We start from the raw sequence: 11,110 nt of genomic DNA on the forward strand, positions 1-11,110 counted from the left end.
ATTGAATCCCAATCTGGACCGCCTGCAACCATACCCTTTCGAGAAGCTCACCAAGCTATTCGCAGGAATCGAACCTGCATCGGCTTTTACACCTATCAGCCTCCACATCGGGGAGCCCAAGCATTCGACTCCGGATTTCATTCGCCAGGCCTTGATGGAAAATCTGGTGAAGATGGCGCACTATCCCGCAACTCTCGGGGCGCGATCCCTGCGCACCAGCGTCGGCAAATGGCTGATGCAACGCTATGGCCTGCCGGCAATCGATCCCGATACCGAAATCCTGCCGGTCAACGGCAGCCGCGAAGCATTGTTTTCTTTTGCACAGGCAGTGATCGATTCTTCCAGGTCCGATGCAATTGTAATTTGTCCGAACCCGTTTTATCAGATATACGAAGGCGCTGCCTTGCTTGCGGGCGCAACGCCCTGTTTCCTCAATACCCTGCCCGAGAATGATTTTGCGCTCGATTATGCTCAGTTACCGGATGAAATATGGGCGCGCACCCAACTTGTGTATGTCTGCTCGCCCGGCAATCCCACCGGACGGGTAATGTCGATGGACGAATGGCGCCTTCTGTTCGAGCTTTCTGACCGTTATGGCTTTGTCATTGCTTCGGATGAGTGTTATTCTGAAATCTATTTTGATGAAGCCTCTCCTCCGCTGGGCGCGCTCCAGGCCGCCCACCGTCTGGGCCGGGAACGCTTTCCCCGGCTGGTCGTATTCAGCAGCCTTTCCAAAAGATCGAACGTTCCCGGCATGCGTTCCGGATTCGTTGCCGGAGACGCGGGGATCCTGAAAAAATTCCTGCTCTACCGCACCTACCACGGCAGTGCGATGAATCCGGCAGTGCAGGCGGCAAGCGAGGAGGCGTGGAATGATGAGGTTCATGTTGTCGAAAACCGCCGCCTCTATTGCGAGAAGTTCAAAGCAGTCATCAAATTACTTCAGGGTACGCTACCGGTCTCGCTGCCTGACGCGGCTTTCTACCTGTGGCTGAAAATACCGATGAATGACGTCGAATTCGCCCGGCAGCTCTATCGCGATTATAATGTCACGGTTTTGCCCGGCAGCTATCTTGCACGGCATGCGCATGGGATCAACCCCGGCGAAAATTTTGTCCGGATTGCCCTGGTGGCATCCGTAATGGAATGCGCCGCCGCTACCGAGCGGATAAAGAAGCTGGTATCCAGCCTGTAGCAGGCAGCCTGTAGAGCAGCGAAATATCAACAAGAAATCGAAGGAAGACCATGGATCAGCTCCAAAGCACGATTGAAGAAGCGTTTGAACGCCGCGCCGAGATTACACCGCGTAACGTCGAAGCGAAGCTCAAGGAATCCATTACCCAGGTACTGGAAATGCTCGACAGCGGCAAACTGCGGGTGGCGGAAAAAACGGACGGTGAATGGAAAACCCATCAATGGATAAAAAAAGCCGTATTGCTGTCATTCCGCATCGAGGACAACAGTTTCATCAAGGGGGGATTTTCCAATTATTTCGACAAGGTACCTTCCAAGTTTGCAGATTACAGCTCCCGCGATTTTCGTAATGGCGGCTTCCGCGTCGTGCCTCCCGCAACCGTACGCAAAGGCGCTTTCATTGCCAGCAATGTCGTGCTGATGCCCTCTTACGTCAATATCGGTGCATACGTAGATGAAGGCACCATGGTCGATACCTGGGCTACGGTGGGTTCCTGCGCGCAGATCGGGAAAAATGTGCATCTATCCGGCGGTGTCGGAATCGGCGGAGTGCTCGAGCCCGTGCAGGCCAATCCTACCATTATCGAGGACAACTGTTTCATTGGCGCACGCTCGGAAGTCGTGGAAGGCGTGATTGTCGGTGAAAATTCCGTGATTTCGATGGGCGTATACATCGGCCAGAGCACCAGGATTTATGACCGCGAAACAGGTGAAATCAGCTATGGCCGCATCCCACCCGGTTCCGTTGTCGTTTCCGGCAGCCTGCCTTCCGCGGACGGCAAATACAGCCTCTATTGTGCAGTCATCGTGAAACAGGTGGATGCCAAAACACGCGCGAAAACCGGTATCAATGAGCTGTTGCGCGGCATTTAACGCGGTTACAAGTAGCGCAGGCAGATTGGAATTGGAGTGAAGCACGAGTCCAGGAGCAGCGGTAGGATGGGTGGAGGCTGAAAGCCGCAACTCATTACCCATCACCGAAACTCGATGGGTTACGCTCCGCTCCACCCATCCCTGCGATTATTCGAGCTTGGCGGTATCAAACCCCATAAAGGCGGCGTACGTAGTACGCTCTAAAGTACATACCCCAGGTAACTTGTATTCCTTTATCATCATTGCCATATAAATTCTTTTCTGGAAAATAATCCATGCTCAATAACACGCTGGCGCTCGCACAAATGCTGATCGCCCGCCGCTCTCCGACGCCTTTCGACAATGGCTGCCAGGAAATCCTGATCGATCGCCTGGAAAAAATCGGCTTCAACATTGAAAGAATACGCTGCGGCGAAGTCGATAATCTGTGGGCCAGGCGCGGAACGGGAGCACCGCTGATTTGCTTTGCCGGTCACACAGATGTCGTGCCAACCGGCCCCCTGGAAAAATGGGAAAGTGACCCATTCGATCCCGTCACTCGAAATGGCAGGCTTTATGGGCGCGGCGCGGCCGACATGAAGGGATCGATAGCAGCATTCATCACGTCGATCGAGGCTTTCGTCGCAGAGCATCCCGATCACAATGGCTCGATTGCGCTCCTGATCACATCGGATGAGGAAGGTATTGCGGTAGACGGCACTGTACGGGTGGTGGAAGTCCTCAAGGCGCGCAATGAGCTGATCGATTATTGCATCGTCGGGGAACCGACCTCTGTCGACAAGCTTGGCGATATGATCAAGAACGGCCGGCGCGGCTCCCTGTCCGGAACGTTAACTGTAAAGGGTATACAGGGCCACATTGCTTATCCTCACCTGGCAAAAAACCCAATACACCTGGCGGCTCCCGCCATCGCCGAACTGGCCAACACGAAGTGGGACGAAGGCAACGAATATTTCCCCCCTACTACCTGGCAGGTTTCGAATATCAATGGGGGTACGGGTGCCACCAACGTAATTCCTGGCGAAGTAACGATACTGTTCAATTTTCGTTTCTCCACCGCTAGCACGGTAGAATCACTTAAAACCCGGGTGCATGAAATTCTCGACCGGCATAACCTCGAATACGACTTGCAATGGGAAAATTCAGGCAAGCCTTACCTCACCCCGAGGGGCAGCCTGGTCGATGCGGTAAGTGCCGCCATTCGCGCTGTAACGGAAATCGAGCCTAAGCTTTCCACCTCGGGAGGAACCTCGGACGGCCGCTTCATTGCCGACATCTGCCCACAAGTGGTGGAGTTGGGACCACGGAATGCAACCATTCACAAGATCAACGAATACGTCGAGGTTGCGGATCTGGAACAGCTGCCGCAGATTTACCGACTCACGATCCAGCGTTTGCTGCTGAGATGATAAGAATAAATCCGGGGCTCACCCATTTCTACGGGCAGGACTGACCCGGACGTACACACGCATCATCGCACTGCCCGCTCTCACAGCTACCGCAGCATCTCCAGCCGGTGGGGCAGCACTGCTGCGGGGGCGGGCAAACCACTTGGCAAAGCAGTCTACATTGCTGCGGAATGACCCTGGCAGATGCAACGTCCGCAAAAGCTGCATGAGCGGCACGATAAGTATTGCTTGCCATGTACATGGACGCCTCTGCGTTAAATCCTGGCATATTCCCGTTCATTTCTTGCCTCCTTCCGGTTGCTAAGGTTAACTCTATAGGACGGCTGATATTTTCGCTTTCGAATATTTTCAAGCGATTAGAAGATAGACGTTAAACCAGGAGTAATCCGTTCGATGGCGCACGGATACATAAGGATCACTTTTTCTCACGGACAGGAATGAATGTTCATTGAAGCCCAAAGCCAGCTCCAGACTATCCGCGACGTACTGCGTTTCGCGGTAAGCCGCTTTAACGACGCGGGGCTTCATTTTGGCCATGGCTCTGCCTCAGCGTACGATGAAGCAGCTTATCTCATTCTCCACACGCTGCATCTTCCACTTGACCAGCTGGAACCGTTCCTGGACGCTCGCCTTCTTCCGGTCGAGCTGGAGCTGGTCTTGAAAACAATCGAGCGCCGCGCAACAGAAAAAATTCCGGCCGCCTATCTGACCAGAGAAGCCTGGCTGGGAGATTTCCGTTTTTATGTGGATGAACGCGTAATCGTACCGCGCTCCTTCATTGCGGAATTGCTGCGGGAACAACTTGCGCCCTGGATAGAAGAGCCGGCAGAAGTTTATTCCGCATTGGATCTGTGCACTGGCTCCGGATGTCTGGCAATACTGCTTGCCCAGGCATTTCCCAATGCAGTGATCGATGCGACAGATATTTCGACTGATGCCTTGCAGGTTGCTGGAAAGAATGTGGCGGAGTATGGCCTGGAAGATCGGATCGATCTTATCCAGTCGGATCTATTCGCGGAATTGGCAGGGCGCCGCTATGATCTTATTGTCAGCAATCCACCCTATGTCAATGCGGAAGCAATGGCAGCATTGCCGGAGGAATATCGCCATGAGCCGCAAGGTGCGCTTGCCAGCGGCGAGGATGGACTGAAGGCGACAAAGGTAATACTACGGGACGCAGCAAACCATTTGACCGACGATGGCATGCTCATTGTCGAGATCGGTCATAACAGGGAAACCCTGGAGCATGCCTTTCCCGATACACCTTTTACCTGGCTGGAAATCAGTGCGGGGAAAGAATTTGTTTTCCTGCTGAAACGGGATCAGCTTCCCGGCCATCAGGCTTTGTAACCGACCAGTTCCAGCAGTCGCCCTATCTCTGCCTCGTTCAATTCCATCGACTTTCCCCGTTTCAAACGTGAGGGCAAGTTGACAGGACCAAAACGAACCCGCATCAGGCGGCTCACCGTCATTCCCGCCGCTTCGAACATTCGGCGCACTTCGCGATTCCTGCCTTCCTTCAATATCACGCGATACCAGTGGTTGGAGCCCTCACCCCCTTCATCTGACAGGTAATCGAACTTGGCCACGCCATCCTCCAGCGCAACACCCGAGGTCAGCAATGTTGCCTGCTCCGGCGTTAGCCGTCCGATGATCCGCACCGCGTACTCGCGCTCGACTTCGAAACGGGGATGCATCAGCCGGTTTGCCAATTCCCCATCCGTGGTGAAAACCAGCAGCCCGCTGGTGTTGTAATCCAGCCTGCCAATAGCGATCCATTTGGATGACCTCAACTGTGGCAGTTTGTCGAAAACCGATGGGCGGCCTTGAGGATCATCGCGGCTGACGATTTCCCCTTCCGGTTTGTGATAGAGCATGACGCGGGGCAGACGCCGGGCGGATCTGAAGTGAATGATGCGCTTTCCTACCCTCACGACATCTCGAACGTCGATACGGTCTCCCACCTGCGCAGTCTTTCCGTTGATCGTCACCTGTCCGCTGGCGATCAATTCCTCCATTTCGCGCCTCGAACCCAATCCTGCCTGCGCCAGAATCTTGTGCAGTTTCTGTGTAACGGGTTGAGTGGAGGTGGAACCTGCGCCAGAGTGCGTTGCCGAGGCTGGTTTTATCGATCCCTTCGGCAGGCTTCGTACAGGCGCCTGGAATGATTTGGGTGAGCCTGCCGGAGTTGGCGAAGCAGGAGACTTTGGGATCTTCACAGAGCGGCGCTGTCTGGCCACATTGGGTGACTGCGATGACCTGGTTTTCATCGCAGTCCCAATTTCAAGTTTTCTGCCAATTTCCAGTTTCCCACGCTAACGAGCGCTCGGATGACACGAGAAAAACCTGTACTGTTTGCATTGAACCCTTCGTCTCCCGCTCCCACTAACCCTTCGTCTTCCCGTTCGTCCTGAGCCTGTGGAAGGTCGAACAGGCTTAGGACAGGTTTGTGGAAGAGTGAATCGATAAAAAGGCACAATAACATAAGATAGACAAGGGCAAATATTTCCCCGAATAAACACTACTTGACTTCCCTGCGCTCGAGAACCGCCTGCGCCAGGGTACCGCTATCCACATGCTCCAGTTCCCCGCCCACGGGCAATCCCCGCGCGATACGCGTGATTTTCAAGCCCTCGTTCTGCAGCATCTCCCCGATATAATGCGCCGTGGCTTCACCTTCCACGGTAAAATTGGTAGCAAGAATAACTTCCTTCACCATATTATCCCGGGCGCGCTTCAACAGGCGATCAAGATTGATTTCCCGAGGGCCGATGCCATCCAGGGGTGAGAGCCGCCCCATCAACACGAAGTACATGCCTTTGTAGCAATGTGCCTGCTCCATCATCAGCAAATCGGCAGGCATCTCCACCACGCACAGCAAAGCAGAATCTCGCCGCTGAGAAATGCATAACTCGCATACCACCTCTTCGGTAAAGTTATTGCATTTTTCGCAATGCCTGACATGTTGCAGGGCGTAATCGAGGGAATCGGCGAGGCGGCGAGCACCCTCCTGGTCGCGCTGCAACAAATGATACGCCATGCGCTGTGCTGACCGGGGACCGACCCCGGGCAGGCAGCGTAACGCATTGATCAATTCGTCGAGACTACGCGGGGCGTTCACTCAAACCTAAAATTACTCAACAGGATCAGGAGTTGCGGAATCGCGTCAACCTGGAATTCACGTTAGAACGGCAGTTTCATTCCCGGAGGCAGGCCCAAACCGGAGGTAAATCCCGCCATTTTTTCCTGTGTGGTCGACTCCACCCGCCGCACCGCGTCGTTCACCGCTGCCGCGATCAAATCTTCCAGCATTTCCTTATCATCTCCCATGAGACTGCTGTCAATGCTGACACGCCTGACATCGTAACGGCACGTCATCACAACCTTCACCATACCTGCGCCGGATTGGCCCTCAACTTCTATCGAAGCCAATTTCTCCTGCATGGCTTTCATGTTCTCCTGCATCTGCTGAGCCTGTTTCATCAGATTGCTCAAGCCACCTTTCATCATTTTTACCTCCACTATTGAATAGGTTTGATCGATGAAACGATCAGTTTTGCATCGAAATTTTCAACGAGTTCACGCACGAACGGATCGGACTCGATAGCCGCGATGGCCTGCGATTGCTTCTCCTGTTTTTCACGATTTTCCTGCTCCGCCGGACTCATGCCGTTAACGACTCCCACTGAAAACTTCAACCGCACCGGCTTACCAAGATACTCCCTTACGGCGGCTTGCAGTCTGTCCTGATAGGTCTTGTCCAGCAAATGCTTATGGAGTTCCGGTACGCAAAATTCTATTTCATCCTCGGAAAAACTCTTCACCTCGCAGTATTGAGCCAGCATTCTGGTCAATCCGCTCACCTTCAGTTGGCCAACTATCGTAATCCAGCTATGACTGAAAGACTCTGTGGAGCCCGGCTTTTCCGGCATCGGATCGCGCTCCGGCGAATCCGGCACTGGCCCTGCCGACCGCCTTGAATCACCAGTGGAATCATTCCTGGCCACTCTCCCTTCCCTGGAGCGCCCTTCCTTTTCCATCTCTGCTCGCCCTGAGCCTTTCGTCTCTGTTCGGCCTTTCGTCTCCGTTCGGCCTGAGTCCTGAGCCTGTCCAAGGGTCGAAGGATATTTGCCGCTCCCTGACTTTGCAGGCGAAGAACCTGACGTTCCTCTGTCCCTGCCTGTCTCCCCTCCTCCCGACAGGAAATCCTCCGGAATGAAAGCCAGCATACGCAGCAAAGTCATGGTGAAACCTGCATACTCATCCGGTGCCCGGCCCAGATCCTCGCGTCCGTGTATGGCAATCTGATAAAACAGTTGAATATCTTCTGGCGCGAATGTTTTCGCTAGCTGGAAAACCCGATCCCGCTCAGGTTCATCGTCACCAATCGCCGCCGGCACGATCTGCGCGAGGGCCAGACGATGCAGCAGTGTCGCCAGATCCTGCAAGGCGGCGTCGAACGAGAGACTGCGGGTTTCCATTGCATCGGCGATCGCAAGCATTCGTGCGCCATCTCGTTGCGCCAGCACCTCCAGCAGATCAAGCAGGTACCCCTGATCGACCGCGCCAAGCATATCGCGCACACCTGCTTCTTCGATCTTTCCCTCACCAAAAGCGATGGCCTGATCTAGAATGCTCAAGGCATCGCGCATGCTGCCCTGCGCCGCGCGCGCCAATAACTGCAGGGAAGTTGCATCACAGTTTATATGCTCCTGCTCAAGCACATGCCTGAGGTGCGAGACGATGAGCGGAAACGGAATCTGCTTGAGGTTGAATTGCAGGCAGCGAGACAAAACCGTTACCGGAATCTTCTGCGGATCAGTGGTCGCAAGTATGAATTTGACATGTTCCGGCGGCTCTTCCAGCGTTTTCAGCATGGCATTGAAAGCCGATTTGGAAAGCATGTGCACTTCATCGATGATGTACACCTTGTAGCGTGCGACCGTAGGAGCGTACAGTGCGTTCTCCAGCAGTTCGCGCATTTTTTCCACCTGCGTATTGGAGGCGGCGTCCACTTCGATCAGGTCAACAAAACGCCCACCATCAATTTCGATACAAGCAGAACAGATTCCGCAAGGTTCGGGGGTAACCCCAGCCTGGCAGTTGAATGCTTTGGCCAGGATCCGGGCAATAGTCGTCTTGCCGATACCGCGCGTGCCCGTAAACAGATAAGCATGATGTAAACGCTTCTGTTCGAGCGCATTGGTAAGTGCACGAACAACGTGATCCTGTCCGGTCAGTTCGGAAAAGTACCGGGGACGCCATTTGCGGGCAAGGACTTGAGTCGGGGAGGACACGCTATGTCGAGAATCGAATCGGCGAAACGGTTATTTCAGATTTTTAGGCTGAGGCCGTAACTGACGGTATGAATCCTTGAAGCGTGCAGTTGGAAAGATGTATCCGTCCATCCATCCAACCTGCACAAAAAGGGTGGCGAGCCCGACCCCCGGCACTTGCAAAAAATAGCTGTGGCTGCTTCCTTCCGGACCTGACCAGGTTCACTACCATGCAATGCGGGGAGGCCCGCCGTAAAGCTAAAAGAAAAAATTAAAAAAGCACAATCCCCGCAAACTGAGAAATTGTGCGTATCCGTAATTTTGATATTTTGCCCGGACTCGAAGCCCACGTCTACTACCGTTCTCTCCAAACGACGAGTATCAGCCTCAATTGAGACCGTATCTGGACAACATGCGTCGGAATAGCAGTTACGAAGGTGGTCTACCCGGATTGCGGCCGCTCGGATTCTAATTTTGCATGCTCGCCGCAATCTCTCTGACCACCATCGCCGGGATCTCTGAGGGTAACACCCTTACCATTCTAAAACAGGATAAGCAGTAACCGCGGAATGGCATGGGTGTATCGAGGCTACGCCAAGGATCAAAGTCTCTATCTTCTGCAGTCTGCGGCAATGATAGTGAGACGCGGATCATGGTCTGATCCCTCCTCTCGTCACCCTGGGAATTTCGCAAGAGAAAGAGCTGATAAGAAAAACCCGCCGAAGCGGGTTAGATCAAGCTACTTTTCTTTGTTTTGCAGCCAATTGACGCAGATTTTTTGCCGCTTCTTTCCCCATCGACTTCATCTTTGAAGCAGCCTCTCTTAATGTTTCCCTCCTCGTCGACTTCATCTTTGAAGCGGCCTCTCTCAATATCTGTTTCTTCTCCGAATCTGCAAATCGTTTCAAAATATGACGCATCAGAGGCTGGTAGCCAATTCCATACATCGAGGCGATAAGCTTAAAATCCTCAATCAAAGATTTCTCAAGTCGTATTGAGACAGGTTGCAAATGATGCTTGTCTGTCAATGCCTGCACATCCTCTGGGGCGATTGTGACAAATTCTTCTGTTGCGCCACGCTCTCCACGCTCTCTTGAATCCTGCTCCTCTTTTGTGCTCTCGATTGTCTCCCGATAACTCATGGCCCTCTCCTTTCCAGTTAATCAACGGGTTGCGATACCTTTCTGTATATACGCAACTCTTCAGTACCAGGATCGTATGCCGATTTAATCGTCAACTCCTTCTGTGTTGGCAATTAAATTGGCATATTGTTTATACAAAACGCACCAAAGTCAACCCTAATTAACCATTGCGAACCCAGGTCTTTTCTCTTTTCTCCAACCCGCCCCGAGCGGGTTTTTTATTTCCATACGTTAAGTATTTAACGGTAAAAGCTTTCTTGTACTGTTAATCTGCCTGCTCGCTTCTTTCCTCCCTGAACGGAGAAGCGATTGCAGTAAACTCACTTCCTGGCCCGGCGTTCGTCGGGCCTTTTCAGTGCTCAAGTAATTTTGGACATCGGAATAGGTGGTATTGTTGCCATTTTCCGTTCATAGATGGTGGGTGACAGATAGCCCAATTTCGAGTGTAATCTGGTCCCGTTATAGAAGCTCACGATGAAATCGGTAATATCACGCCGAGCCTTGCCATGGTTGGCATAGACACGTTGCCACACATGTCATGGCCGACAGATTAGCCCTCTCTTCGTGCAGCATATTCTCGCAGGAACATCGAGATACCAAAAACGACTTCTCCCTGAGAGGTGAAGATGCTGGAACCGGTGTATCAAGCACTCATTGCCCAGAAGCAGTACACTTTTCTAATCCGAAACGAGGTATTCCAGAATCCAGGCACGCTGAGGCGCTGGAAGGGAAACGAGATAATGAGGCAATGCGTGAAAGCTATTGGAAATCTGCCGTGGAAAGAGCAGGAGCGAGGCACCGTCGCTCTTATCAGACGAGATTTTTCGGAGCAATTGAGATGATGATCTCTGCCGGAAAGTCACCCATGTGGGTGGCTCAGCAGATGGGGCATTCTGGCTGGGGGATGATCCGGGAGATTTAGGACAGGCTTATGCCAGATGCTGGATAAAAAGCGGTAAAAATCTTCCCAAAAAAGCTGTGATTAAGCTGTAATTCGGGTGCCAAAATACATCATTTAGCACCTATTTAATCTACCGCTTTTCATAGAACTTGGCTCTTCATCATTAACGGGGGACAAGGGTATTCATTAGACTTGTTTTTACGAAGAACACGTTTAATGGAGGCAATACCGATGTCCCCAATCGATTCTATCCTAGGGATCGATGGCTTGGTGGTGCAAAGCGTAAAGCGCGCCCAGGGCATTCACGTCTGGGCC

The 11,110-nt window shown here is 52.8% G+C and carries 9 protein-coding genes and 1 other RNA gene; 4 read left to right on the plus strand and 6 right to left on the minus strand.

The genetic code is table 11. The annotated features are described in order from the left end of the window. Position 1: 1 nt before the first annotated feature. The 4 genes from dapC to prmB all read left to right on the plus strand — a co-directional run bounded on the left by dapC (position 2) and on the right by prmB (position 4,826). The gene (dapC, locus tag C8R21_RS12900) at positions 2 to 1,195 is read left to right on the plus strand and encodes a succinyldiaminopimelate transaminase (RefSeq protein WP_107763074.1); all 1,194 of its coding nucleotides are present in this window, start codon (positions 2 to 4) and stop codon (positions 1,193 to 1,195) included. A gap of 50 nt (positions 1,196 to 1,245) precedes the next feature. Further along, complete coding sequence (dapD, locus tag C8R21_RS12905) at positions 1,246 to 2,067, plus strand: 2,3,4,5-tetrahydropyridine-2,6-dicarboxylate N-succinyltransferase (protein WP_107763075.1); 822 nt, start codon at positions 1,246 to 1,248, stop codon at positions 2,065 to 2,067. 275 nt (positions 2,068 to 2,342) lie between these two features. Continuing rightward, positions 2,343 to 3,476, plus strand: a complete 1,134-nt coding sequence (gene dapE / locus C8R21_RS12910) for a succinyl-diaminopimelate desuccinylase (protein ID WP_107763076.1) — start codon at positions 2,343 to 2,345, stop codon at positions 3,474 to 3,476. A gap of 441 nt (positions 3,477 to 3,917) precedes the next feature. Beyond that, positions 3,918 to 4,826, plus strand: a complete 909-nt coding sequence (gene prmB / locus C8R21_RS12915) for a 50S ribosomal protein L3 N(5)-glutamine methyltransferase (protein ID WP_107763077.1) — start codon at positions 3,918 to 3,920, stop codon at positions 4,824 to 4,826. On the opposite strand, the gene rluB is transcribed toward prmB, so the two are convergent. The 6 genes from rluB to C8R21_RS12950 form a co-directional block, all read right to left on the minus strand. Next, positions 4,814 to 5,605: a 23S rRNA pseudouridine(2605) synthase RluB gene (rluB, locus tag C8R21_RS12920; RefSeq protein ID WP_445668748.1), complete on the minus strand. Its 792-nt coding sequence runs from the start codon at positions 5,603 to 5,605 to the stop codon at positions 4,814 to 4,816. The genes prmB and rluB overlap by 13 nt on opposite strands. A 392-nt stretch (positions 5,606 to 5,997) precedes the next feature. Next, positions 5,998 to 6,597 (minus strand): recombination mediator RecR, encoded by a 600-nt coding sequence (gene recR / locus C8R21_RS12930; protein ID WP_107763080.1) that lies wholly within the window; start codon positions 6,595 to 6,597, stop codon positions 5,998 to 6,000. A 62-nt stretch (positions 6,598 to 6,659) separates the two neighbouring features. Next, the gene (locus C8R21_RS12935) at positions 6,660 to 6,983 is read right to left on the minus strand and encodes a YbaB/EbfC family nucleoid-associated protein (RefSeq protein WP_177219689.1); all 324 of its coding nucleotides are present in this window, start codon (positions 6,981 to 6,983) and stop codon (positions 6,660 to 6,662) included. Between the two features lie 14 nt (positions 6,984 to 6,997). Then, on the minus strand, positions 6,998 to 8,773 hold the full coding sequence (gene dnaX / locus C8R21_RS12940) for a DNA polymerase III subunit gamma/tau (protein ID WP_107763081.1): 1,776 nt from the start codon (positions 8,771 to 8,773) through the stop codon (positions 6,998 to 7,000). A 132-nt stretch (positions 8,774 to 8,905) separates the two neighbouring features. Further along, positions 8,906 to 9,004: signal recognition particle sRNA small type (ffs, locus tag C8R21_RS12945), an RNA gene on the minus strand. A 482-nt stretch (positions 9,005 to 9,486) separates the two neighbouring features. Further along, positions 9,487 to 9,894 carry a hypothetical protein gene (locus C8R21_RS12950; RefSeq protein WP_181258942.1) on the minus strand — a complete coding sequence of 136 codons (408 nt, stop codon included), beginning with the start codon at positions 9,892 to 9,894 and terminating at the stop codon, positions 9,487 to 9,489. Between the last annotated feature and the right edge of the window lie 1,216 nt (positions 9,895 to 11,110).

The organism is Nitrosospira multiformis (assembly GCF_003050865.1).
Lineage (GTDB): Bacteria > Pseudomonadota > Gammaproteobacteria > Burkholderiales > Nitrosomonadaceae > Nitrosospira > Nitrosospira multiformis_E.

What these genes read in the sequence shown, in the direction of transcription:
- dapD (WP_107763075.1), top strand. Translation starts at nt 1,246, where the DNA reads ATGGATCAGCTCCAAAGCACGATTGAAGAAGCGTTTGAACGCCGCGCC.
- dapE (WP_107763076.1), top strand. Translation starts at nt 2,343, where the DNA reads ATGCTCAATAACACGCTGGCGCTCGCACAAATGCTGATCGCCCGCCGC.
- prmB (WP_107763077.1), top strand. Translation starts at nt 3,918, where the DNA reads ATGTTCATTGAAGCCCAAAGCCAGCTCCAGACTATCCGCGACGTACTG.
- C8R21_RS12935 (WP_177219689.1), bottom strand. Translation starts at nt 6,983, where the DNA reads ATGAAAGGTGGCTTGAGCAATCTGATGAAACAGGCTCAGCAGATGCAG.
- C8R21_RS12950 (WP_181258942.1), bottom strand. Translation starts at nt 9,894, where the DNA reads ATGAGTTATCGGGAGACAATCGAGAGCACAAAAGAGGAGCAGGATTCA.